23 protein-coding genes are annotated in these 22,411 nt (G+C 73.5%); 13 read left to right on the top strand and 10 right to left on the bottom strand.

Annotated features, from left to right (window positions below):
• The first annotated feature begins 73 nt into the window (after positions 1–73).
• Entirely contained in the window at positions 74–1,459 is a 1,386-nt protein-coding gene (locus tag AC6EI4_RS04890; RefSeq protein WP_498450735.1) for a protealysin inhibitor emfourin, read from the top strand.
• A gap of 237 nt (positions 1,460–1,696) precedes the next feature.
• Here the strand turns inward: AC6EI4_RS04890 and AC6EI4_RS04885 are convergent, their stop codons facing one another.
• On the bottom strand, positions 1,697–2,386 hold the full coding sequence (locus AC6EI4_RS04885; protein ID WP_498450734.1) for an aspartate/glutamate racemase family protein: 690 nt from the start codon (positions 2,384–2,386) through the stop codon (positions 1,697–1,699).
• Positions 2,387–2,571: 185 nt separating this feature from the next.
• Between AC6EI4_RS04885 and AC6EI4_RS04880 the strand changes: the two genes are divergently transcribed.
• The 3 genes from AC6EI4_RS04880 (at position 2,572) to AC6EI4_RS04870 (ending at position 4,915) form a co-directional block, all read left to right on the top strand.
• Entirely contained in the window at positions 2,572–2,997 is a 426-nt protein-coding gene (locus AC6EI4_RS04880) for a hypothetical protein (RefSeq protein WP_498450733.1), read from the top strand.
• Between the two features lie 83 nt (positions 2,998–3,080).
• Entirely contained in the window at positions 3,081–4,406 is a 1,326-nt protein-coding gene (gene mshA / locus AC6EI4_RS04875; protein ID WP_498450732.1) for a D-inositol-3-phosphate glycosyltransferase, read from the top strand.
• A complete protein-coding gene (locus tag AC6EI4_RS04870) occupies positions 4,403–4,915 on the top strand; it encodes a type III secretion system chaperone family protein (protein WP_498424075.1) in 513 nt (170 codons plus the stop codon). Before mshA ends, AC6EI4_RS04870 begins: the two co-directional genes overlap by 4 nt.
• 129 nt (positions 4,916–5,044) lie before the next feature.
• Here AC6EI4_RS04870 and AC6EI4_RS04865 read toward each other — a convergent pair whose 3' ends face one another.
• The 3 genes from AC6EI4_RS04865 to AC6EI4_RS04855 all read right to left on the bottom strand — a co-directional run bounded on the left by AC6EI4_RS04865 (position 5,045) and on the right by AC6EI4_RS04855 (position 7,918).
• Positions 5,045–5,992 (bottom strand): DMT family transporter, encoded by a 948-nt coding sequence (locus AC6EI4_RS04865; protein ID WP_498424074.1) that lies wholly within the window; start codon positions 5,990–5,992, stop codon positions 5,045–5,047.
• Between the two features lie 118 nt (positions 5,993–6,110).
• A complete protein-coding gene (locus AC6EI4_RS04860) occupies positions 6,111–6,788 on the bottom strand; it encodes a response regulator (RefSeq protein ID WP_498424073.1) in 678 nt (225 codons plus the stop codon).
• Positions 6,785–7,918, bottom strand: a complete 1,134-nt coding sequence (locus AC6EI4_RS04855) for a sensor histidine kinase (RefSeq protein ID WP_498424072.1) — start codon at positions 7,916–7,918, stop codon at positions 6,785–6,787. The genes AC6EI4_RS04860 and AC6EI4_RS04855 overlap by 4 nt, the downstream gene beginning before the upstream one ends.
• Positions 7,919–8,038: 120 nt before the next feature.
• On the opposite strand from AC6EI4_RS04855, the gene phoU reads away from it, so the two are divergent.
• The gene (phoU, locus tag AC6EI4_RS04850; protein ID WP_498424071.1) at positions 8,039–8,695 is read left to right on the top strand and encodes a phosphate signaling complex protein PhoU; all 657 of its coding nucleotides are present in this window, start codon (positions 8,039–8,041) and stop codon (positions 8,693–8,695) included.
• 121 nt (positions 8,696–8,816) lie between these two features.
• Here phoU and AC6EI4_RS04845 read toward each other — a convergent pair whose 3' ends face one another.
• The 3 genes from AC6EI4_RS04845 to AC6EI4_RS04835 all read right to left on the bottom strand — a co-directional run bounded on the left by AC6EI4_RS04845 (position 8,817) and on the right by AC6EI4_RS04835 (position 11,084).
• Positions 8,817–9,560, bottom strand: coding sequence for a phosphoglyceromutase (locus AC6EI4_RS04845; protein WP_498450731.1), 744 nt, complete (start codon positions 9,558–9,560; stop codon positions 8,817–8,819).
• Positions 9,560–10,087 (bottom strand): copper chaperone PCu(A)C, encoded by a 528-nt coding sequence (locus tag AC6EI4_RS04840; protein WP_498450730.1) that lies wholly within the window; start codon positions 10,085–10,087, stop codon positions 9,560–9,562. Before AC6EI4_RS04840 ends, AC6EI4_RS04845 begins: the two co-directional genes overlap by 1 nt.
• A 91-nt stretch (positions 10,088–10,178) precedes the next feature.
• The gene (locus AC6EI4_RS04835) at positions 10,179–11,084 is read right to left on the bottom strand and encodes a UbiA family prenyltransferase (protein WP_498424066.1); all 906 of its coding nucleotides are present in this window, start codon (positions 11,082–11,084) and stop codon (positions 10,179–10,181) included.
• 251 nt (positions 11,085–11,335) lie between these two features.
• On the opposite strand from AC6EI4_RS04835, the gene AC6EI4_RS04830 reads away from it, so the two are divergent.
• Both AC6EI4_RS04830 and AC6EI4_RS04825 read left to right on the top strand, forming a co-directional pair.
• Positions 11,336–11,821 carry a CarD family transcriptional regulator gene (locus tag AC6EI4_RS04830; RefSeq protein ID WP_498424065.1) on the top strand — a complete coding sequence of 162 codons (486 nt, stop codon included), beginning with the start codon at positions 11,336–11,338 and terminating at the stop codon, positions 11,819–11,821.
• A 165-nt stretch (positions 11,822–11,986) separates the two neighbouring features.
• Positions 11,987–12,595, top strand: a complete 609-nt coding sequence (locus tag AC6EI4_RS04825; RefSeq protein WP_498450729.1) for a 2-C-methyl-D-erythritol 4-phosphate cytidylyltransferase — start codon at positions 11,987–11,989, stop codon at positions 12,593–12,595.
• A 79-nt stretch (positions 12,596–12,674) separates the two neighbouring features.
• Here AC6EI4_RS04825 and AC6EI4_RS04820 read toward each other — a convergent pair whose 3' ends face one another.
• A complete protein-coding gene (locus AC6EI4_RS04820) occupies positions 12,675–13,373 on the bottom strand; it encodes an IspD/TarI family cytidylyltransferase (protein ID WP_498450728.1) in 699 nt (232 codons plus the stop codon).
• Between the two features lie 239 nt (positions 13,374–13,612).
• Here AC6EI4_RS04820 and nirD point away from each other — a divergent pair, with 239 nt between their 5' ends.
• On the top strand, positions 13,613–13,981 hold the full coding sequence (gene nirD / locus AC6EI4_RS04815) for a nitrite reductase small subunit NirD (protein WP_498424059.1): 369 nt from the start codon (positions 13,613–13,615) through the stop codon (positions 13,979–13,981).
• An 84-nt stretch (positions 13,982–14,065) separates the two neighbouring features.
• Here the strand turns inward: nirD and ispF are convergent, their stop codons facing one another.
• Entirely contained in the window at positions 14,066–14,548 is a 483-nt protein-coding gene (gene ispF, locus AC6EI4_RS04810) for a 2-C-methyl-D-erythritol 2,4-cyclodiphosphate synthase (RefSeq protein WP_498424058.1), read from the bottom strand.
• Positions 14,549–14,579: 31 nt separating this feature from the next.
• Between ispF and AC6EI4_RS04805 the strand changes: the two genes are divergently transcribed.
• Entirely contained in the window at positions 14,580–16,244 is a 1,665-nt protein-coding gene (locus AC6EI4_RS04805) for a molybdopterin-dependent oxidoreductase (RefSeq protein WP_498450727.1), read from the top strand.
• Positions 16,244–17,023 (top strand): SDR family NAD(P)-dependent oxidoreductase, encoded by a 780-nt coding sequence (locus AC6EI4_RS04800; RefSeq protein WP_498424055.1) that lies wholly within the window; start codon positions 16,244–16,246, stop codon positions 17,021–17,023. Before AC6EI4_RS04805 ends, AC6EI4_RS04800 begins: the two co-directional genes overlap by 1 nt.
• A 21-nt stretch (positions 17,024–17,044) precedes the next feature.
• Here AC6EI4_RS04800 and AC6EI4_RS04795 read toward each other — a convergent pair whose 3' ends face one another.
• Positions 17,045–18,397, bottom strand: a complete 1,353-nt coding sequence (locus tag AC6EI4_RS04795; protein ID WP_498450726.1) for a C39 family peptidase — start codon at positions 18,395–18,397, stop codon at positions 17,045–17,047.
• Between the two features lie 113 nt (positions 18,398–18,510).
• On the opposite strand from AC6EI4_RS04795, the gene cysS reads away from it, so the two are divergent.
• The 3 genes from cysS to AC6EI4_RS04780 are packed head-to-tail and all read left to right on the top strand — an operon-like array spanning position 18,511 to position 22,411.
• Complete coding sequence (gene cysS, locus AC6EI4_RS04790) at positions 18,511–19,917, top strand: cysteine--tRNA ligase (RefSeq protein WP_498450725.1); 1,407 nt, start codon at positions 18,511–18,513, stop codon at positions 19,915–19,917.
• A complete protein-coding gene (gene rlmB, locus AC6EI4_RS04785) occupies positions 19,917–20,867 on the top strand; it encodes a 23S rRNA (guanosine(2251)-2'-O)-methyltransferase RlmB (RefSeq protein ID WP_498424050.1) in 951 nt (316 codons plus the stop codon). The genes cysS and rlmB overlap by 1 nt, the downstream gene beginning before the upstream one ends.
• 17 nt (positions 20,868–20,884) lie before the next feature.
• Entirely contained in the window at positions 20,885–22,411 is a 1,527-nt protein-coding gene (locus tag AC6EI4_RS04780; RefSeq protein ID WP_498450724.1) for a metallophosphoesterase family protein, read from the top strand.

The raw sequence follows: 22,411 nt of genomic DNA, 5'->3' as shown, positions 1-22,411 counted from the left end.
CCCCACAGGCTCCGAAACCCCGATCGCCCTCGGACCGTTGCGCAGTGTCGGTGGTGGGGCGGAGGGTGGCCCCATGAGCTGCCAGTTCGTGCCGTCCTATCTCCTGGAGCACATCGCCGCCGCCTGCGCCGAGGAGTCGTCCGCCCTCGCCGCGGCGGACCCGTGCCGCGAGACGCTGGTGCTCGACGAGCAGCTGCGCGCCGCCCGCACCGCCCGGGACGCGCCCCCGGAGCTGCTGGTGGCAGCGCAGGCGCCCGCGTGGACGGTGCACACCGCGGGCGGCGGCACCGCCCTGCCGGGGATGCCGGCGCGGGCCGCGGGGGAGCCGGCGAGCGGGGACGCGGCGGTCGACGAGGCGGCGGCCGGCATCGCCGCCACGCTCGCGCTCTTCGCCGAGGTGTGGGGGCGGGACTCCTACGACGGCCGCGGCGCACCGGTGAGCCTCACCGTCCACTACGGCCGCGACTACGCCAACGCCTTCTGGGACGGCACCCAGCTGGTCTTCGGCGACGGCGACGGCCGGGTCTTCGAGCGGTTCACCAAGCCGGTCGACGTGCTCGCCCACGAGTTCGGGCACGGCGTGGTCCAGCACGCCGCGGACCTGGCCTACCAGGACCAGCCCGGCGCCCTGAACGAGTCGCTGTCCGACGCGTTCGCCTCCTGCCTCAAGCAGCGCCTGCTCGGGCAGCAGGCGGCCGAGGGCGACTGGCTGATCGGAGAGGGGCTGTTCCTGCCGGGGGTGCGGGCCCGCGGCCTGCGCGACCTGGCCGCGCCCGGCACGGCGTACGACGACCCGGTGCTGGGGCGCGACCCGCAGGTCGGCCACCTCGACGACTACGTGGAGACCCAGGACGACAACGGCGGAGTGCACCTCAACTCCGGCATCCCCAACCGCGCCTTCCAGCTGGCGGCGGTGGCGATCGGCGGCTCGTCGTGGGACGGCGCCGGCAGGGTCTGGTACGACGCGTTGACCTCCGGCGAGGTCGGCCCCGGCACCGGCTTCGCGTCGTTCGCCGCCGCGACGCTCGCGGTGGCGGGCGCGCATCGGGAGGCGGTCGCGTCGGCCTGGGCGCAGGTGGGAGTGGTGCCCGCGGGGGCGGCGGTGCCCGGTGGGCAGGCGGTCGAGCCGTCCCGGTCCGGCGCGCCCACGGCCCCGGTCGACGGCGCCGGACAGGTCGCCGCCGCCCATGTGCTCGAAGTGCGGCGCTCGGGCGGCTTCGTCGGGCAGACCACCGCGGGACGCCTCGACCTCGACGGTGACGATCCTCGGGTCGCCGAGGCCCGCGACCTGCTCGGCCGCGTCGAGCTCACCGGCCTCATCCAGACCCCCGCGCACCCCGACCGCTACGTCTACTCGTTCGTCCTCGACGACCACACGGTCGCGGTCGGCGAGCAGCACCTCACCGACGACCTCCGGCGCCTGGCCTCGTTGGCGCTACCCGACGAGTCGGCGCCGTAGTCGGTGCCGCGGGAGTGGGGCGGGGTGGTGGGGCGGGGGACGGTGGGGTCGCCGATTGGGCGGAGACGGATGGCTGGCGCCGGTTTTCGTCGCCGTTTGGTCCCCAACGGAGGGTGATTCGGTGTCTCGGGGACGGTGGGGTCGCCGATTGGGCGGAAACGGATGCCGGATGCCGGTTTTCGCTCCCGTTGGGGACCAAACGGCGACGGGTTGAGGCGCCGACGACCCCCGTACGCCTCAGCCCAGGGCGCGGTCGAGCGCAGCCGAGACGTGCAGGGCCGTGCTCGGGAAGAGCGGGAGCTCCACGTCGGCCTGCTTGACCAGGAGCTCGAGCTCGGTGCAGCCGAGGACGACGCCGCCGGCTCCCTTGTCCCAGAGCTGGTCGACGAGCTTGACGATCTCGCGACGCGAGGCGTCCAGGACCCGGCCGTGGACCAGCTCGTCGTAGATGATCCGGTCGACCCGCTCGTGCTGGTCGGGGTCGGGTACGACCACCTGCAGGCCGTGGGAGGCGATGCGGTCGGTGAAGAAGCCGTCGGCCATCGAGAACGCCGTACCCAGGAACCCGACGGAGCTGAGCCCCTCGCGCTTGCACGCCTCGGCGATCACGTCGGCGAGGTGGAGCAGCGGGATGTCCACGGCGGCCGCCACCTGGTCGGCGACCCGGTGGAAGGTCGTCGTGCACAGCAGGAGGAAGTCCGCTCCCGCCCGCTCGACGCCGCGGGCGGCCTCGGCGACGACCTCGGCGAGGTCGTCCCACCGCTCCTCGCGCTGCAGGGAGGTCACCTCGGCGAAGTCCACGGAGGACAGCACGCTCTTGGCGGAGGAGTAGCCGCCGAGTCGCTTCTCCACACCGAGGTTCAGGTCGCGGTAGTAGACGGCACTGCTTTCCCAGCTCATGCCGCCGATGAGTCCGATGGTCTGCACGGGATCAGTGTTGCATCGACGCGGTGACCGCGCGGCGACACCCACGTATTCGCGCGCCGCAGTGGGGCGGGTCACCGGTGCGCCCGGGGCACGCCGGCCCTCGGTCGGGGCGCCGCGAGGTGGGAGTCGTCCACGGTGTGTCAACCCCCGTTGTCTCTTCGGGTTGTCTTTGGGAGTGTCACCCCATGACTCTGAGGAGCACCGTGGGCATCGCCGGCGTTCTGGGCGCCGGAGCCTGGATCGCCCGCTCGGCGCTGTCGCGCGGTGAGCGCACCACCGCGGGCCAGCTCGACGGGCTCTACTGGGCCGGTCTGGTCCTGCTCGCGGTGGCGCTGGCCGGGATCGGGGTCGCGATGGTGCGCCGGGCGCCGCTGTGGCTGCGTGTCGTCGTGGGGGCGGCGCTCCCGCTCCTGGTCTGGTCGGTGTTCGCGCTGGTGCGCCCGGTCGCGGACGGCGGCCTCGCCGACGCGCACGTCGTCGACGCCTTCGCGGGTGCGCTGGTCGCGCTGGCCTGCCTGTGGTGGGCCGGGACCGCGGCTCCCGCCGAGCGGCGGGGGCGCCGGGCGGCGCCGCCCTCGCGGCGGGCGCCGCGCGGAAGCCATGCCCGCTGAGGCGCGCGCTTGGGGAATCCAGGAGAATCCTCCGTGGTTCAGACTGCGGGACTCGATCCCGCAGGAGCGACGGAAGGGATCACGTGAAGCTTGCGCGAGTGCGCCGGGGCAGCGAGCCCACCCTCTCCGTCCGCGGTGAGCAGATGTCCGGCGACGTCTCCCGGGTGGCGATGATCAGCCTGCACACCTCACCCCTGGACCAGCCCGGCACCGGCGACGCCGGCGGGATGAACGTCTACGTCCTCGAGCTCTCCCGGCGACTGGCCCAGCGCGGGATCGCCGTCGACATCTTCACCCGCGCGACGTCCTCGCGGCTGCCGCCGCTGGTGCAGGTCGAGGACGGGATCCTGGTGCGCCACATCCACGCCGGCCCCTTCGAGGGCCTGGGCAAGGCGGAGCTGCCCGGCCAGCTGTGCGTGTTCGCCCGCGAGGTGCTGCGTGCCGAGGCCGCCCAGCCGCTCGGCCACTACGACGCCGTGCACTCCCACTACTGGCTCTCCGGGCAGGTCGGTGCGCTGGCCCGCGACCGCTGGGGCGTGCCGCTGGTGCACACGATGCACACGATGGCGAAGGTCAAGAACGAGGCGCTCGCCGCCGGCGACGTCCCCGAGCCCGCCGCCCGGCTGATCGGGGAGGAGCAGGTGGTCGAGGCCGCCGACATGCTCATCGCCAACACCGACCTCGAGGCCAAGCAGCTGATCAACCTGTACGACGCGGAGCCGGCGCGGGTCGAGGTCGTCCACCCCGGCGTCGACCTCGACGTCTTCCGGCCCCTCGACCGCACCCGAGCACGCGCCGGCCTGGGCCTGCCGGCCGACGCGCACGTGCTGCTCTTCGCCGGCCGCATCCAGCCCCTCAAGGCCCCCGACGTGCTGCTGAGGGCGGTCGCGGTGCTCATCGAGCAGTCCCCGGCGCTGCGCTCGCGCCTGGTGGTGCCGATCGTGGGCGGCCCCTCCGGCAGCGGTCTGGAGCATCCCGAGTCGCTGGCCCAGCTCGCCGACGAGCTCGGCCTGCACGACGTGGTCCGGTTCGTCCCGCCGGTCGCCCAGGACGAGCTGGCCCGCTGGTGCGCGGCCGCGACCCTGGTCGCCGTACCGTCCTACAACGAGTCCTTCGGCCTGGTCGCCGCCGAGGCCCAGGCCACCGGCACCCCGGTCGTCGCCGCCGCGGTGGGGGGCCTCACCACCGTCGTGCGCGACGGCCACAGCGGGCTGCTGGTCGAGGGGCACGAGCCCCGCGACTGGGCCGCCGCGCTGCGCCGGGTGCTCGAGGACGAGGGCCTGCACGCGCGGCTGTGCGAGGGCGCCGTGCGCCAGGCGTCCCAGTTCGCCTGGGAGGCGACCGCCGAGCGCACGCTCGCGGTCTACCGTCGGGCGCGAGCCCAGATGAAGCAGGAGGTCGCGTCGTGAGCGCCGAACAGGTCCAGGTGGTCCGCGACTACCTGAGCGCAGCCGAGATCGAGCACCAGGAGCCCTCCGAGGGCGTCTTCACGCTGACCGTGCCGGGGGAGAAGAAGCTGCAGGTGCCGATGCGCCTCGACGTGGGCCCGCACGCCCTCGGGGTGCACGCCTTCGTGTGCCGCAAGCCCGACGAGAACCACGAGCGCGTCTACCGCTGGCTGCTCGAGCGCAACCTGCGGCTCTACGCCGTCGCGTTCGCGGTCGACCGGCTGGGCGACATCTACCTCGACGCCCGGCTCCCGCTCGCCTCGATCACCCCCGAGGAGCTGGACCGGCTGGTCGGCGCGGTGCTGTCGTACGCCGACGACTCGTTCAACGCCATCCTCGAGCTCGGCTTCGCCTCCTCCATCCGCAAGGAGTGGGAGTGGCGCAAGCTGCGTGGCGAGTCGACCCGCAACCTCGAGGCCTTCCGCGGCTGGCTCGAGGCCGGCGACGAGGCCCCCCAGCCCACCCCCTGACCCCCAGCCCCCAGCCCCAGCCTCCCCCCACCCCCGCGACCCGTCACTCCCTCGACCTTCTGCGCGGCGTGTCGCGGCGCCAGTGACGGCTCGCCCCGCATCAGGCCCGCCCGCTTCAGGCCCGCGCGCTCAGCCCGGTACGACGTCCTCGGGCGCCGCCTGGGCCGGGCGCGGGCGGGCGGAGCGGCGGGTGAGCAGGACGCCGCCGATGCACAGCGCGCCGCCCAGGAACGCCAGCGCCGGCGGCACCTCGTCGAGCGCGGCCCACGCCATCAGCGTGGCCAGCAGCGGCACCAGGAACGTCGTCAGCGCCATCTTGCCGGCGTCGGTGCGCGCCAGCGCATAGGCCCAGGTGGTGAACGCGATCGCCGTCGGGAAGACCCCGAGGTAGACGATCCACAGCAGCGTGGACGCCGACGCCTCGCGGGTCACCTCGACGAGCTGCCCGGCCCAGGGCAGGCAGACCGCGGCGCCGATGACGGTGGCCAGGAACGTCACCTCCAACGGTGGGAGGCGCGCGAGCAGCGGCTTCTGGGCCAGCACGCCCACGCCGTACGTCACCGCGGCGACGGCGGCGAGCAGCACCCCGACCACGTCGCCGTCGGCGTGACCGGCCGAGCCGCGGGCGATGATCAGCACGCCGGCGAAGCCCACCACCATGCCGATGACCAGCCACCGGGTGAGCCGCTCGCCGAGGAACACGGTCGCCAGCAGCGCCACGATGATCGGGCCGACCTGGACGATCAGCGCCGCGGTGCCGGCGTCGATGCGGCGCTCGGACTCGTTGAGGGCCAGGTTGTAGACACCCAGCCAGGCGACCCCGCACAGCACCAGCAGTGGCCAGTCGCGTCGTTCGGGCCAGGTGCGCGGTCGCCGGGCGAGCAGGGCGGCGAGCACGACGGCGGCGACCAGCAGCCGGCCCAGCGACAGCGCTCCGGGCGGTACGTCGCTGCCCAGGTGGCGAATCGCGACGAACGCCGAGGCCCAGAAGACCAGCGTCACCGTCGCGGCAGCCACGGGCAGCCACGCGCGCGTGGGTGCCGTCGCGTGGCCGGTACCGGTACGGGTCAGAGTCACCCCACGGAGCCTAGGTCGCGCGCGAGCCGCCCGACACGCGGTTTCCGGACGTCGATACGCGAGGTGCTGCCAGTTCCCCGTGGGTACGACGCGGGCCGGGTCGGCCGGGCCGGGCGCGCTACACCTCGAACTTGTAGCCCAGTCCCCGCACGGTGACGAGGTAGCGCGGCACGGACGGCTCCGGCTCGAGCTTGGCGCGCAGCCGCTTGACGTGCACGTCGAGAGTCTTGGTGTCGCCCACGTAGTCGGCACCCCAGACCCGTTCGATGAGCTGTCCCCGGGTGAGCACCCGGCCGGGGTTGCGCAGGAACATCTCGAGCAGCTCGAACTCCTTGAGCGGGAAACGCTGCTCGGCACCGTCGACGGTCACCTTGTGCCGCTCCACGTCCATCCGCACCGGCCCCGCCTCGAGGGCGGCCGGCTCCTGGTCAGGCTCGCCGCCGCGCCGCAGGACGGCCCGGATCCGGGCGACCAGCTCACGCGGGGAGTAGGGCTTGGTGACGTAGTCGTCGGCGCCCAGCTCGAGCCCGACCACCTTGTCGATCTCGTCGTCCTTGGCGGTCACCATGATCACCGGCACGTGCGAGGTGGCGCGGATCCGTCGACACACCTCGGTGCCCGAGAGGCCGGGCAGCATCAGGTCCAGCAGCACGATGTCGGCGCCGTGCCGCTCGAACTCGCTGAGCGCCTCGGGGCCGGTGGTGGCGAGAGCGACCTCGAACCCCTCCTTGCGCAGCATGTAGGAGAGCGCGTCGCCGTAGCTCTCCTCGTCCTCGACGACGAGTACCCGCGTCACAGTGTTGTCTCCTGGGCCGGTCGGGGAAGGGTCAGGCTGAACGTAGACCCCTGGCCCTCGACCGACCAGACCCGGACCTCCCCGCCGTGGGTGGAGGCGACGTGCTTGACGATCGAGAGGCCGAGCCCGGTGCCGCCGGTGGAGCGACGCCGGGCCGGGTCGACGCGGTAGAAGCGCTCGAAGATGCGCTCGAGGTCGTCGGGGGAGATGCCGATGCCCTGGTCGACCACGGAGATCTCCACCTCGCCGTCGGTGCCGCGCGCGCCCACCGCGACGGTCGAGCCGGCGGGGGAGTAGGTCACCGCGTTGGCCACCAGGTTGCTCACCGCCAGCGCGATCTGGTCGGGGCTGCCGAGCACCATCAGGTCCTCGGGCGCGTCGGTCACCACGGCGATGCCGCGCGAGCCTGCGTCGGTGGAGCTGGCGTCCACCGCCCGCGCCAGGACCTCGTACACCGGCACCGGCTGGGTGGTCTCGAGCGGGTCGTCGGCCTGGAGCCGGGACAGCTCGATGACCTGCTGGACGAGCATGGTCAGCCGGTCGCTCTCGGTGACCATCCGCCCCGCGAAGCGGCGTACCGCCTCGGGGTCCTCGGCCGCCTCGTCGACGGCCTCGGCCAGCAGCTTGATGGCGCCCACCGGGGTCTTGAGCTCATGGCTGACGTTGGCGACGAAGTCGCGCCGGACCGCCTCGATGCGGTGTTCGCGGGTCCGGTCCTCGACCAGGACCAGCACCAGCCGCGAGCTCAGTGGGGCGACCCGGGCGCTGACGTGGCGCTGCGGCACGCCGAGGCCGCCGGCGATGACGAGGTCGGACTCGCGGATCTGGCCGTCGCGGCGGACCTGGTGGACCAGCTCGGCCAGCTCCTCGTGGACGAGCCGGGCCCCGCGGACCAGACCGAGCGCGTACGCCGGGGCCGAGGCCTTGCGCACGACGTCGTCGGTGTCGAGGACGACGGCACTGCTGCGCAGCACCGAGAGCACGGTGCGCACGTCTGCGGAGACGATCGGCTCCTCCAGCTCGGGGAGGCGACGCTGCTGACGTTCGCTGACGTGCCAGGCGAGGACCGCGCTGCCGGCGACGACGGCCCCGAGGATGGCGGCCAGCAGCGCCTGCGTCGTCGGGTCCACGGGCTGAATGTTACGCAGTCGCGCAGGCGGGTCCGGGCCGGGCCGAGGGGCTGCGGGAGTGTTCATCGTGCGTTCATCTCACCGCTCCCTGGCGTCACCGGCGCGGCCTAGGGTCGCCGCATGCGCGAGGCCTACACCGACCAGCTCGATTCCATGTTCGGCGATCTGCACCAGATCGCGACCACCGTGGGGCTCGCCGTACGGCGCGCCACCGCGGCCCTGTTGGAGGGTGATGCCGGCCTTGCCGAGGGCGTCATCACCGGCGACGCCGAGATCGACCTTGCCCGCGAGCGGCTCGAGGACCGGGCCTTCGCGCTGCTCTCCCTGCAGCAGCCGGTCGCCGGGGACCTGCGCACGATCGTGGCGGCGCTGCGGATGGTCGCCGACCTGGAGCGGATGGGGGACCTGTCGGTGCACGTGGCGAAGATCGCCCGGCTGCGGGTGCCCCACGTCGCCGTGCCCGAGGAGCTGCGACCGCTGATCGGCCGGATGGCCACGGTCGCGGAGACGATGGTCGAGGAGATCGCCCGGATCATCTCCGAGCGCGACGTCGAGGGGGCGCGGGAGCTGAGCGTCGTCGACGAGGAGATGGACCGGCTGCGACGTACCAGCTTCAGCGAGCTGCTCTCCGCGGACTGGAGCCACGGCGTCGAGGCGGCGGTCGACATCGCCCTGCTGGGCCGCTACTACGAGCGCATCGCCGACCACGCCGTGTCGGTCGCCAACCGGGTGGTGTTCGTGGTCACCGGCGAGGCGCCGTACCTCGCCGACGTCTGAGTCGCCGGGGCCGGGAAGCGAAGAAACCCCCGCCGTTTGGTCCCCAACGGAGGTGATTCCGTGAGAAATCGCTCCGTTGGGGACCAAACGGCGAGGGGTGGGACGCCGCCGAGGCGCAGGCTCAGCGCCCCTGGTTGGCGACGGCCGCGGCCGCGGCGGCGGCGGTCTCCGGGTCCAGGTACTCGCCACCGGGGACGGTGGGCTTGAGGTCGCTGTCGAGGCGGTAGACCAGCGGCATGCCGGTGGGGATGTTCAGCCCGGCGATGTCGGCGTCGCTGATGCCGTCGAGGTGCTTGACCACTGCGCGCAGGCTGTTGCCGTGCGCGGCCACCAGGACCGTCTTGCCCGCGCGCAGGTCGGGGACGATGCCGGACTCCCAGTAGGGCAGCATCCGGGCGATGACGTCCTTGAGGCACTCGCTGCGCGGCAGCTCGTCGCCGAGGTCGGCGTACTGCGGCAGGTGGGCCGGGGAGAACTCGCTGGCGTCGTCCAGCGGCGGCGGCGGCACGTCGAAGCTGCGGCGCCAGAGCATGAACTGCTCCTCGCCGTACTCCTCCAGGGTCTCCTTCTTGTTCTTGCCCTGCAGGGCGCCGTAGTGGCGCTCGTTGAGGCGCCAGGAGCGGCGCACCGGGATCCAGTGCCGGTCGGCGACATCGAGGGCCAGGTTCGCGGTGGTGATCGCGCGGCGCTGCAACGAGGTGTGGACCACGTCGGGGAGCAGGTCGGCCTCGCGCATCAGCACGCCGCCGTTCGCGGCCTCCTGGCGGCCCTTCTCGGTGAGGTCGACGTCGACCCAGCCGGTGAAGAGGTTCTTGGCGTTCCAGTCGCTCTCGCCGTGGCGCAGGAGGATGAGGGTGTAGGTCATCAGTGGTCCTCGGTCTCGCTCTCGGTCTCGGGCGTCTCGCTGACAGCCGGGGCGGGGCCGTCGAGGTCGGCGAAGTCCCCGGCGTTCGGGACCACGGGGATCTTGATCTCGCTCTTCTCGCCGTTGCCGAACTCGAGCACGATCTCGACGAAGTCACCGTGGCTGAAGTCGCCCTCGACCTCGATGCCACCCTCCTGCGAGAGCGAGACGAAGCCGCCCGCGGGGATCTCGATCGGCTTGAAGCTCGGTGCGGTCAGGGACGAGTCGTCGCCGGCGCCGGCGAAGGAGGTCACGGAGGCCTCCTCGGTGGGGGAGTTGTTCGCGAAGCTGGCGATGAAGGTGCCGGAGTCGTCGTCGCTGGCCACGATGACCGCGCCCAGCACGTCGACGTCGCCGTCGCGGTCGTTGACCCCGTGGGCCGGCGTGTACACCTGGTCGGTGGCGTAGTCGAAACCGCAGGAGGAGAGGGTCGGAACGGCGAGCGCCAGGGCGCCGGTGGCCAGCGCGAGGCTGCGTCGGGTGATCATCGTGGTCTTCGATACCTTCGCGGTCGTCGTCGGCCTGTCGGGCAGGGCCGGGAGGCAGGGTGCAGACACAGCCTAGCGCCGAGCGCCTCGGTCAGCGTGCGAGGCCTACCGTCAGCCCGGCCCACACCAGCCCGGCCACGACGAGCGCGGTCCAGGCGATCGAGGCCCACAGCAGGCGCGGCGCCCCGGTGCGCAGGGCGATGCGCAGCGGCAGATGGCGCAGCCCGGCCCGGTTGTCGCCGACCAGGCCCGGCAGGGCCTTGAGGAAGTGGACGCCCACGCCCAACAGCCCGGCCAGTACGACGAGCAGCGGCTCCGGCGGGCTGCCGGTCGCCTGACCGCCCCAGCCCCCGTAGGAGAGGAAGGCGGGGTACAGCGCGAACGAGGCTGCCCAGGGCAGCCAGGACAGCACGGTGCCGCGCAGCACGAGGTTGCCGAGCAGGCCGATGGCCAGCGACCCCAGGTAGTAGCTGCCGGCCGTCACCCCGTTGGCCACCGCCAGTGGGACGACCAGCAGCACCCCGCAGGCGAGCGCGAACCACACCGTGCCCGGGTCGATCTGCTCGTGGGCGAGTGGCTTGCGGGGGGCGTCGTCGGCACGATCGCGGGCCCGGTCGACGAGGTCGTTGTGCCAGCCCAGCACCACCTGGCCCACCAGCACGGTGAGCAGGACCAGGCCCACCTCCCGCCCGGAGCGCCCGGAGAGCGCGGCGGCGACGGCGAGCGCGAGCGCGGTGAGCACGGCCTGGCGGGGGTGGGCGGCCCGCAGCAGCGCCAGCCGCGGGTGCCGGAAGCCGGAGAAGTGCCGGCCCGGCTCGGGGGCCCCGGACGCCGGCTCGGCCGGCTTCCCGGCGGGGCGCGGGGTGCCGGGGGCCTTCTTGTCCTGCGTCTTGTCCGGCTGCGTCTCGGGGCTCGAGGATGCGGGGGCGCTGGCCTCGGGTGGGCGGGCATCGGAGGTCGAGGGACTGCGTCGCAGCCTGCGCAGGGTGGGCGGCATGGGTGCAGTATCGACCAACACCGGCGCTGACGACAGGGGCGCGGCCCAATCGTCGGGACAGGGGTAACTCCGAGTGTCTCTCAGTGTGTCCACAGGCTGTCCGCGCGCGGCCGGAACGGCCCCAAATTCGTTGGGCAACACATCGACCCGCGATCTGTCAAGCCCTGATTGGGCGTCTGACCTGCAGAAACGCGGTCCCCGTAAGCCGGATCACGTGTTAACATAGTGGTCTGGAAAGGGGTACCTGACATATGACTTTCACCGTCGGCGAAACGGTTGTCTATCCGAATCACGGGGCCGCAGTCATCGAGGACATCGAGATGCGGACCATCAAGGGTGAGGACCGGCAGTACCTCGTGCTGCGCATCGTCGCCCAGCAGGACCTGGTCGTCCGCGTGCCGGCCTGCAACCTCGACCTGGTCGGGGTCCGCGACGTCGTCGACAAGGAGGGTCTCGACCGCGTGTTCGACGTCCTCCGTGCCGCGCACGTCGAGGAGCCCACGAACTGGTCGCGGCGCTACAAGGCCAACCTCGAGAAGCTGCACAGCGGTGACGTGATGAAGGTGTCCGAGGTCGTGCGCGACCTCTGGCGCCGCGAGCGTGACCGTGGTCTGTCGGCCGGCGAGAAGCGGATGCTGGCCAAGGCGCGACAGATCCTCGTCTCCGAGCTGGCCCTGGCCGAGCGCACGAACGAGGACAAGGCCGAGGCGATCCTCGATGAGGTCCTCGCCTCCTGAGTGAGCTGATCCTCGGACGCTGTCCGAGATCGACGACGTGAGGCCCCCGGGGGAGACCCCGGGGGCCTTCGTCGTCCCCGGTCGGCCTACCTTGGCCGCACCGACTCCACCCCCGCACCACCCGCACCACCCGACACCCGCACCACGAACGACTGGGGCTGCTTGATGACCACTCCGCACGATGCGCCCGAGCCGCAGCCCTTCGCGGCGTACGACGACGAGCCGCTCAGCGCCCTCGGTGCGGTGGTGGAGGAGGGGCGCGGCTCGCTGCCCTTCGCGCTGGTGCACGGCGAGTCCCTGGTCGCGTGCGCGGCCTGGGCGCTGGGCGACGCCGGGGTCACCGCCGTCGACACCGGCACGCCGTGGAGCGAGGTGCAGGCGTCGGGGGAGCCGTTCGTGCTCCACGACCCGCTCTGCCCCCTGGTCCCCGCCGAGTTCCTGCAGCACTGCCTCGAGCTCGCGGTGGAGCGCTCGTGCGTGGTGGTCGGGGTCCGGCCCGTCACCGACACGGTCAAGGTGGTCACCGGCCAGGAGGGGGTGCCCAGCGTCGGCCGCACCCTCGACCGGGCCGAGCTGGTCGCGGTCGCCTCCCCGATCGTGCTGCCGCCCGCCGTGGTCGCCGCGCTCGAGGCGCTGCCCTCCCTCGACTTCGCGACGCTGGTGACCCAGCTGCGCGCGCGCTTCCCGCTCGTCTTCAGCCAGGCTCCGGCCCAGGGCCGCCGGATCAGCTCCACCGACGACCTTCGACTGCTCGAGGCGATGACCACCGCCTGAGTCCCGGGCAACCGCCCGGGCGGGAGCCACAGGCCCCGGCGAGCGTGGCCCCGGCGAGCGTGGGCCCGGCGAGCGTGGGTCAGGCCAGCGACTCGGCCAGGGAGACGTCCTCGGGGAACGTGATCTTGATGTTGAGCGGGCTGCCGTCGACCGCGACGATCCGGACCGGGGCCCCCTCGACGCCGCCGCAGCGCTCCAGGCAGCTCGCGGTGTCGGTGCCCTCGAAGCCGGTGACCTCGGCCGCGGCGTAGGCAGCCAACAGGTCGCGGGCCCGGAACGCCTGAGGGGTCTGCACCGCCACCAGAGCCTCGCCGTCGGCCAGCGGCACTGCGGAGCCGTCGCGGCCCACCAGCTGATCGAGCGGTACGACGGGCAGCGCGCCGCCGTGGTCGCGAGCCGCGCGCAGCGTCGCGGCGAACAGCGAGGGCCCGGCCAGCGGGCGGGCCCCGTCGTGGATGGCCACCACGTCGATCTCGCCGGCCTCGATCTGCGCGGCCAGCGCCCGCAGCGCGCGTGCCTCGGAGGCGTGGCGGGACTCGCCACCGGTGACCAGGAGGACCTCGGCGGTGCCGATGTGCGCCTCGACCGCCGCGCGCACGTCCTCCTCCTCGCCGGGACGCGCGACCACGACCACGTGCGCGACATCGGGCACGCTCAGCGCCTGGCGCACCGACCACGTCACCACCGGGGCGTCGAGCAGCAGCAGCAGGACCTTGTTGCGGTCGGCGCCGACACGGGTGCCGGACCCGGCGGCGAGGATGACGACGGCGGCACGCACGAGGTGATGCTAGCCCGGACGGCGCTCGGCCCGGCGGCCTCGGGGGCCTGTCGGCGCGTGCGCACGCGTTATCACGGTCGTAACACGGTGAAACCGCCACCACACACGCGACCCCTACCGTCAACGCACCAGGAAGGACATCGCATGCCGCATCCCGGCCACGACCGGGTGGCGCTGAAGTCCTTCGTCGACGTCGACGAGTCGGTACATCTCGGTAGCACCATCCCGGTAGGAGCACCATGAGTCCCAATGCGAGCTCGCGAGAGGAGTGGCACCCCGTCTGCCGGGTCGACGAGCTGGAGGTCGAGCGCGGCGCCACGGCGCTCGTCCACGGCCAGGCCGTGGCGATCTTCCGCACCTCCGACGACCAGGTCTACGCGCTCGGCAACCACGACCCGTTCGCGAAGGCCTCGGTGCTCGCGCGCGGCATCGTCGGCACCCGCGGGGACGTGCCGTTCGTGGCCTCGCCGACGCACAAGAACGCCTTCGACCTGCGCTCGGGGCAGTGCCTGGACGACGCCGGCGTCTCGGTCCCGGCCTACGACGTACGGATCGTCGACGGTGTGGTGATGGTGGGTCACCGCAAGCAGGCCCCTCGGGTCGCCTGAGCGACGTGCCTGCGACGACGCCGGCCACGAGGCCCGCGCACGGTGGGCGGCGACGCGGGCAGTCCGCGCGGTCTCCCCGGGCCGCTAGACGACGAGGGCGGTGGCGACGGCGGCCACGCCCTCGCCCCGGCCGGTCAGACCGAGCCCGTCGGTGGTGGTGGCGGAGAGGGTCACGGGCGCGCCGGCCGCCTGGGAGAGCGCCGTCTCGGCCTCGGCGCGGCGCGGCCCGATCCGGGGACGGTTGCCGATCACCTGGACCGCGACGTTGCCGATCTCGAAGCCGGCGGCACGGACGCGGCGGGCGGTCTCGGCGAGCAGGGTGACCCCGGAGGCACCTGCCCACTCGGGCTCCGCGGTGCCGAAGTTGCTGCCGAGGTCGCCCAGCCCGGCAGCCGAGAGCAGCGCGTCGCAGGCGGCGTGCGCCGCCACGTCCGCGTCGGAGTGACCCTCGAGCCCCTGCGGCTCCTCCGGCCAGGCCAGACCGCCCAGGTGCATCGGCGTCCCGTCGACGAGGCGGTGGACGTCGGTACCGAGGCCGACGCGCGGGAGGCGAGGGGTGTCGTTCACGCACCGATCATGCCTGAGCAAGAATCACCGAGTGCATACCCCTCGTCGCCTGTGGGCCCTGAGCGGCATCGTCGCCGGTCTGGCCGGTTTGGCGACGAGCCACGCGGCAGCCCGCCTGCTCACCGTCGAGTCGCCGTTGGGCGCGGCGGGCGAGGCGCTGTCCTTCCTGGCCCCGGGCGAGCTCGACGGGCGCTTCGACGCGCTGGTCGGCACGCTGCGCACACCGGTCACGGTGCTGGTGGTGGTGCTGGTCCTCGGCACCGTCTTCGGGTACGCCGGGCGCCTGGCCGAGCGGCACTGGTGGCTCTCGTGCGTGGTCCTCGTCCCGCTCGCCGGCCTCGCCGCGCTGGCGGTGATCGCCCTGCCGGCCACGAACTGGTACGACCAGATCCCGGTGCTCGTCGCGCTCCTCACCTGGGTGGTGATGCTGCTGCTGCTCACCCGGCCGCTGCGCCGGTGGGCCCGGGCGCTGCGTGCGGGCCGCCTCGAGGAGCCCCAGCCGACCCAGCCCCAGCCGACCCAGCCCCAGCCCGTCCCGACCCACCCCGCCCAGCCCCAGCCCCAGCCCGAGCCGGCCCAGCCCCAGTCGCCCGAGCCCCCGCGGGCGCGCAGCCTGGCGCAGGTCGAGCACGACCGCCGCTCGTTCCTGGTGCGCGCCGGGGTGGCGACCGCCGGGTCGGTCGCGCTCAGCGTCGCGGCCAGCACCTGGGGCAAGGGCCGCCAGCTGGTCGAGCGCAAGCGCAAGCTCCTGCGGATCGCCGGAGTCTCCAAGCCGCTGGCCCCGGCCGACGCGCGGATCGGGCTCGCCGGCGTCGCGCCGTGGCGCACCCGCACCGACAAGTTCTTCACCGTCGAGACGGTGCTCGTGCCGCCCTCCATCGACCCCGACGCGTGGTTCCTGCGCATCCACGGGATGGTCGAGCGCGAGGTCGTGCTCAGCTACGAGGAGCTGTTGACCCGGCCGATGAGCGAGGCCTGGGTGACGCTCGTCTGCGTGACCAGCGAGGTGGGAGGCGACCAGGTCGGCAACGCCTGGTGGAGCGGCGTGCCGCTGCACGTGCTGCTCGCCGAGGCGGGCGTGCTCCCCGAGGCCGACGCCATCCTGCAGACCTCGCAGGACGGCTGGAGCTGCGGGACCCCGCTCACCGCGATCGACGGCGTCGACGCGGCCATGCTCGCGGTGGCGATGAACGGCGAGCCGCTCCCGGTCGAGCACGGGTCCCCGGCGCGCAGCGTGGTCCCGGGCGTGTACGGCTACGCGTCGGCGTGCAAGTGGGTCGTGGACATCGAGGTGACCCGCCTCGACCGGATGGACCCCTACTGGCCCAGCCGGGGGTGGGCGCTCGAGGCGCCGGTCAAGATCGCCTCGCGCATCGACGTACCCCGCGACGGCGAGGACCAGCCCGCCGGGCTGGTCCGCTTCGGAGGCGTGGCCTGGGCGCCGCCCGTGGGCGTCTCGGCCGTGGAGGTCACCATCGACGGCAGCGAGTGGTTCCACGCCGACGTCGCCGCGGCCCCCAACGACGACACCTGGGTGCAGTGGGCGATCACCTTCGACGTGCCGCCGGGCGACCACATCGCCATGGTCCGCGCCATCGACAAGAACGGCGACGTGCAGACTGGCGTCGAGACCGAGCCCCTGCCGGACGGCGTGACCGGCTGGCACTCGATCGAGTTCACCGCTCAGGAGGCCTGATGCCCGACCCCCTCGACTTCGCCGAACGGCCCGGCTGTGCGCTGGTGGTCGGCGGCAGCGGAGGCATCGGCCTCTCGATCGCCCGGATGCTCGCCCGCCGGGGAGCCGACGTCGCGCTGACCTACCGCACCCGCGCGGAGGTGGGCGCCGCGGTCGCGGCGTCGGTGCGCGAGTGGGGCGTGCAGGCCTCCGCGCACCAGCTCGACGTGTCCTCACCCGACGACGCGGCCCGGGTCGTGGCCGCCGTCGCCGAGCGGCACGGCGGTCTGCACACCCTGGTGCACGCGGCCGGCCCGCACGTGCCGATGCGCCACCTCTCCACGGTGGCCCCCAGCGAGCTGGCCACCCAGCTCGACGCCGACGCCGCCGGCTTCTTCAACGTCGTGCACCCGGCCCTGCCGCTGCTGCGCGCGGCGGAGGGCTCGGTGGTCGCGGTGACCACGGCCGCGACCAGCCGCTTCCCGGTGCGCGACGGGCTCTCCTCGGTGCCCAAGGCGGCGGTGGAGGCGATGGTGCGGGCGCTGGCCGTGGAGGAGGGCCGCTACGGCGTGCGGGTCAACGCGGTCGGCCCCGGCATGCTCACCGACGGGATGGCCGCGCGGCTGATCGAGTCCGGCGAGCTCGGCGAGCGCGCCCTCGCCGTGACTCGCGCCAACATCCCGCTGCGGCGCTTCGGCAACGCCGTCGACGTGGCCGAGGCCGTCTGCTTCCTGGCCAGCGACCGGGCGGCGTTCGTGTCGGGACAGAAGCTCGACGTGGACGGTGGCTACGGCGCCTGAGCGCCGCTGCTCACCGCCGGCTCACCAGTTGGGGGTCGCCCCCGCGCGCCGGGCCGGCAGCGGGTGGGCGGCGTCCCGGATCACGTAGGCGATCCCCTTCGAGCCGCCCAGCCAGGCCCGCTCGAGCTGCGCCCGGCCGTAGGTACGGCGTACGCCGGCGGCGCTGGCGGCGGCCGGGTCGTTGACTACCACGTCGCCGGACTTGGTGAACCCGACCACGACCAGCAGGTGCCCGGCGGTCGCGGAGATCGGCGCGCCGGTGAGCTGGCCGGAGGAGAACGACACCGAGATCACCACCGGGATGCCCGCCGCGACGAAGCGCTCGGCCTCGGTGAGGTCGCGCAGCCGGGTCACGAAGGCGGCGCCGGTGCGCGAGGCGGCGTAGGCGGTGGTGAAGGGCCAGTTGCCGGTGCCCCGGTAGGCGTAGTCGTAGGTCTGGCGCGCCGCGTGGTCCACGAACGGGTGCAGGTGTCCGCTGCCGACCCAGCGGTAGGCCTTCGGTCGCGGCAGGGCCCCGTAGTAGCCCAGCACCATCGACGCCGACGTCGGGGAGCACCACGCCTGCCCGCCGCCGCCCCACTGCGGCGAGTGGCCGCGGTGGACCATCTGCGAGTAGCGCGGCACGTCCAGGGTGATCCCGCGCGCGACGCCCGGCGCGGAGGTCGGCGCCTTCGACAGGTCGCCCAGGCGGGAGACCATGGCGCCGACGGTGTCCACGGCCGGGCTGGCCGACCGGGCGCCGTCGCGGCGCAGCAGCGTGATGCGCAGCTGCCACGAGGTCAGCCCCTCGGGTGCGGTGACCTGCCAGGTGTCGACGTTGACCTTGGCGCGGTCGTCGCTCTGGCCGCTGAGGGTGTCGCGGCGCTGGAAGCCGTCGCCGGCGCTCCACCGGGCGAGGGTGTCCCAGGTGGCGGGAGCGCCACTGGCGGTGCGGCCCCGGGCGTCCACCTGGATCCAGCTGTCGCGCGGGGTGGTCGCCTTCCAGGAAGCCACCATCTCGGTGAGTCCGAACCCGGTCCGCGCCCACGGCGAGACCCAGGTGCCGGCGCGATAGCTGCGCCCGGCGCGGGTGCGCAGAGCGGTGGGGGCGTCGAGCACGAGCTGGCCGCCGCTGACCCGGACGCCGCGCATCCGGCCCTTGGCCAGCTGGGCGTCGCTCGACCACTCGCGGTAGGCGACCTGCGAGTCGGCGGTGCGTACGGCGCGCGCGGCGTTGGCCGACGAGCCGCCGCGCGAGGACGCGTCGAGCGCGGCGGAGGGGGAGAGCAGGCCGAGCGGGGCGATGCTCACCGCGGCCAGCGTCCCCGCCAGCACCGCACGAGCACGCTGCTGGCGGCGGGGACGGACGGGGGACACGACGCGGGACTCGGGCACCGCCCGACGATAACTCCCACTGGTCACTGCTGTCCCGTGCGTCACGGATTCCGTCGTCGGTGCCGGCTCCGGCGATGCGGGCGCGGGTGCCGGCCACCCCTAGACTTGGCCGGGTGACGTTCAGGCTCTATGACTCCGCGACCCGCGCTGTCCACGACTTCGTGCCCCTGCAGGAGGGGAAGGTCGGCCTCTACGTCTGTGGGCTCACCGTGCAGTCCGCGCCCCACGTCGGCCACGTCCGCTCCGGCGTGAACTTCGACGTCCTCCAGCGCTGGCTGCGCGCGCGCGGCTACGAGGTGACGTTCATCCGCAACGTCACCGACATCGACGACAAGATCCTCTCCAAGTCGGCCGAGCAGGGCCGCCCCTGGTACAACCTCGCCTACGAGATGCACCGGGAGCTGAGCGCCGCCTACGCCGCGCTCAACGTGGCGCCGCCGACCTACGAGCCGGCCGCCACCGGCCACGTGCCGGAGATGATCGAGCTGATCACCGCGCTGATCGAGCGCAACCACGCCTACGCCGCCGAGGACGGGTCCGGCGACGTCTACTTCGACGTGGCCTCGTGGCCGTCGTACGGCGAGCTGACCCGCCAGGGCATCGACGACATGGAGGCGGCCGAGGACGCCGACCCGCGCGGCAAGCGCGACCCCCGCGACTTCGCCCTGTGGAAGGGACACAAGGAGTCCGAGCCGCTCACCGCCTCATGGCCCAGCCCGTGGGGCCGGGGCCGTCCCGGCTGGCACATCGAGTGCTCGGCGATGGCCGGCAAGTACCTGGGCACCGCCTTCGACATCCACGGCGGCGGCGTGGACCTGCGCTTCCCGCACCACGAGAACGAGCAGGCGCAGTCCCGGGCCGCCGGGCACCCGTTCGCGACGTACTGGATGCACAACGCCTGGATCACCACCGCCGGCGAGAAGATGAGCAAGTCGCTGGGCAACTCGCTGACGATCCCCTCCGTGCTCGAGCGCTTCCGCGGCATCGAGCTGCGCTACTACCTCGTCGCGGCGCACTACCGCAGCCACGTCGAGTTCAGCTTCGAGGCGCTGGAGGAGGCGGCCGTCGGCTTCCGCCGCATCGAGGGCTTCCTCGAGCGCGCCTCCTCGTGCGTCGAGCCGGCCGCCGCGGAGCTGCCCGACGCCTTCGTCGCCGCCATGGACGACGACCTCGGCACCCCGGCCGCCACGGCCGTGCTGCACGAGACCGTGCGCGAGGGCAACCGGCTGCTCGCCGGCGGCGCGTCCCCCGAGCTGGCCACCGCCCTCGGGCAGGTGCGCGCGATGCTCGACGTGCTCGGCCTCGACCCCGCCGCCCCCGCCTGGGGCGCCGGCGCGGGCGCAAGCAACGACGACAAGCTCACCCACGCCGTCGACGTCCTCGTCGCCGGCCTCCTCGAGCAGCGAGCCGCGGCTCGGGCGGCGAAGGACTTCGCCGCCGCAGACGCGATCCGGGATCGGATCAAGGCCGCCGGCATCGAGATCGAAGACACCCCCTCCGGACCGAAGTGGAACCTCTGATGGCAGGCAACTCCCAGCGCAAGGGCGCGATCAAGAAGACCGGCAAGGGCAATCCCACCGCCGGGTCGGGGGGCCGCGTCAAGCGCGGCCTCGAGGGCAAGGGCCCCACCCCCAAGGCCAAGGACCGGCCCTACCACCAGGCCTACCGTGACGCGAAGCGCGCGGAGCGGACCGGCCCGCGTGCGCCCAAGCGTCGCGTCACCGGCACCTCGGAGGCCGAGTGGGTCGCGGGACGCAACTCCGTGGTCGAGGTGCTGCGCGCCCAGATCCCGGTGACGGCCGTGTACGTCGCGGAGGGCGCCGAGCGTGACGGTCGCCTGCGTGAGGCGTTCGCGATGGCCGCCGAGATGGGCCTGAGCCTGCTCGAGGTGCCCCGCGGCGAGCTCGACCGGATCACCAAGGGCGCCGTGCACCAGGGCCTGGCGGCCCGCCTGCCCAGCTACGAGTACGCGCACCCCGACGACCTGATCGACCGCGCCACCGAGCTCGGCGAGAAGCCGCTGATCGTCGCGCTGGACTCGGTCACCGACCCGCGCAACCTGGGCGCGGTGATCCGCTCGGCTGCCGGCTTCGGCGCCCACGGCGTGCTGATCCCCGAGCGGCGTGCGGCCGGGATGACCGCCGCCGCGTGGAAGACCTCCGCGGGGGCCGCTGCGCGCGTGCCGGTGGCCCAGACGGTCAACCTGGTGCGCCAGCTGAAGGCCTACCAGGACGCCGGCTGCATGGTCGTCGGCCTGGCCGCCGACGGTGACGTGTCGCTGCCCGACCTCGCGCTGGCCGACGGCCCGCTGGTGGTCGTGGTCGGCTCCGAGGGCAAGGGGCTGGGCCGCCTGGTCGCGGAGACCTGCGACCAGCTGGTGTCGATCCCGATGGCCAGCGACCTGGAGTCCCTCAACGCGGGCGTGGCCGCCTCGATCGCCCTGTACGCCGTCGCCCAGGCGCGCGTCTGAGCACGGCAGCCCCGCAGGTGCGGCGCCGTTGGCCCCGGGTCGCGGCGCTGCTGGCCGTGTGGATCGTGGTCACGCTCGGGGCGAGCTGGCTGCTCTTCCTCACCGGCAGCCGGACCACCGTGCTCGCCGGTCACGAGGCGGTGGTGCGCCCCACCCGTGATTCCTTCGTGGTGCTGCGCACCGGACCCGTGCTGCCCGACGTCCGGGTGGACTCGGGGGCGCCGATCGGCGTCGACGTGACCCTGGGCAAGACGGAGTCGGAGTCCACCGACGAGCTGATCAGCCGCTACGCGTTCATCGCCAGCCAGCCCGAGGGTCAGATCGCCAAGGTGAAGGACGCCCTGAGGGACATGGCCGAGCTGGCGCTGCTGCGCGGCGCCGTCGTGGGCGCGCTGCCGGTGGGGCTGTGGCTGCTGCTGGGCTCCCGGCGCCGCCGGGAGCTCGCGCGCCGGGCGGCGACCCCGGCCGGTGCGGGCGTGGTGGTCGGCTCGCTGGTGCTGGTCACGGTGGCCTGGCAGCCGTGGGAGCGCCAGGGCGAGCCCTTGGACGCCTCGGCCGAGTGGGTCGGGCTGGGGGACTTCCTCGGCGAGGAGGTGCCGCTGCCCGGTGAGGCCGCCCAGGTGCAGATCCGCTCCGACGTGACCACCGAGCAGACCCGGCGGCTGGTCTCGAGCGCGGTGGAGACCTTCGACGAGTCCAAGACGTTCTACGCCGAGGCGGCCGAGGCGGCCGCCGAGCTCGAGCTGCGCCAGCCCGACGACGACGAGACGGTGGCGATCCTGGTCAGTGACCGCCACGACAACATCGGCATGGACCCGGTCGCCCGGGCGATCGCCGACAACGCCGGCGCCACCGCGATCCTCGACGCCGGCGACGACACCTCCACCGGCAAGGCCTGGGAGGCGTTCAGCCTGGACTCCCTCGACGCCGCCTTCCAGGATTTCGACAGGTTCGCGGTCACCGGCAACCACGACACCGGCGACTTCGTCGGCGACTACCTGGCCGAGCGCGGCTGGACGGTGCTCTCTGGCGACGTCGTGGAGGGACCCGGCGGGTCGCGGCTGATCGGCGTCCCGGACCCGCGCTCCAGCGGGCTGGGCAGTTGGCGCGACGAGAGCGGGCTGACGTTCGCCGAGGTGGAGGAGCGGCTCACCGAGGAGGTGTGCGACGCCGACGAGCGGATCGCCACCGTCCTGGTCCACGACGCCAACCTCGCCAGCGACGTCCTGGACGCGGGGTGCGCCGACCTGGTCGTGGGCGGCCACACCCACGTCCGCTCGGGGCCGGACCTGGTGCTCGGGCCCGAGGGGGAGCGGGGCTACACCTTCACCAACGGCACCACCGGCGGCGCGGCGTACGCGATCGCGGTGGGCAGCAAGCCGCGCCGGGCGGCCGAGGTCAGCCTGATCACCTACCGCGACGGCCGGCCGGTCGGGATCCAGGCGGTGGTGCTGCAGACCAACGGCCGCTTCGACGTCGGCGAGTACGACGAGCTGAGCCTGACCGAGCCGGCCGCCGAGGCCGCCGCCGCGCCCTCCTCCTGA

It is taken from the genome of Nocardioides sp. Z43_10, assembly GCF_059766615.1.
Note: the sequence above shows the minus strand (reverse complement) of the source record. Positions and strands in the feature narration are given on the sequence as shown.

Bases quoted from the DNA above. Each gene is read 5' to 3' on its own strand.
- rlmB (WP_498424050.1), top strand. From the start codon at position 19,917: ATGGCAGGCAACTCCCAGCGCAAGGGCGCGATCAAGAAGACCGGCAAG.
- AC6EI4_RS04890 (WP_498450735.1), top strand. From the start codon at position 74: ATGAGCTGCCAGTTCGTGCCGTCCTATCTCCTGGAGCACATCGCCGCC.
- AC6EI4_RS04840 (WP_498450730.1), bottom strand. From the start codon at position 10,087: ATGATCACCCGACGCAGCCTCGCGCTGGCCACCGGCGCCCTGGCGCTC.
- AC6EI4_RS04845 (WP_498450731.1), bottom strand. From the start codon at position 9,560: ATGACCTACACCCTCATCCTCCTGCGCCACGGCGAGAGCGACTGGAAC.
- AC6EI4_RS04880 (WP_498450733.1), top strand. From the start codon at position 2,572: ATGACTCTGAGGAGCACCGTGGGCATCGCCGGCGTTCTGGGCGCCGGA.
- AC6EI4_RS04825 (WP_498450729.1), top strand. From the start codon at position 11,987: ATGACCACTCCGCACGATGCGCCCGAGCCGCAGCCCTTCGCGGCGTAC.
- AC6EI4_RS04800 (WP_498424055.1), top strand. From the start codon at position 16,244: ATGCCCGACCCCCTCGACTTCGCCGAACGGCCCGGCTGTGCGCTGGTG.
- AC6EI4_RS04835 (WP_498424066.1), bottom strand. From the start codon at position 11,084: ATGCCGCCCACCCTGCGCAGGCTGCGACGCAGTCCCTCGACCTCCGAT.
- phoU (WP_498424071.1), top strand. From the start codon at position 8,039: ATGCGCGAGGCCTACACCGACCAGCTCGATTCCATGTTCGGCGATCTG.
- nirD (WP_498424059.1), top strand. From the start codon at position 13,613: ATGAGTCCCAATGCGAGCTCGCGAGAGGAGTGGCACCCCGTCTGCCGG.
- AC6EI4_RS04830 (WP_498424065.1), top strand. From the start codon at position 11,336: ATGACTTTCACCGTCGGCGAAACGGTTGTCTATCCGAATCACGGGGCC.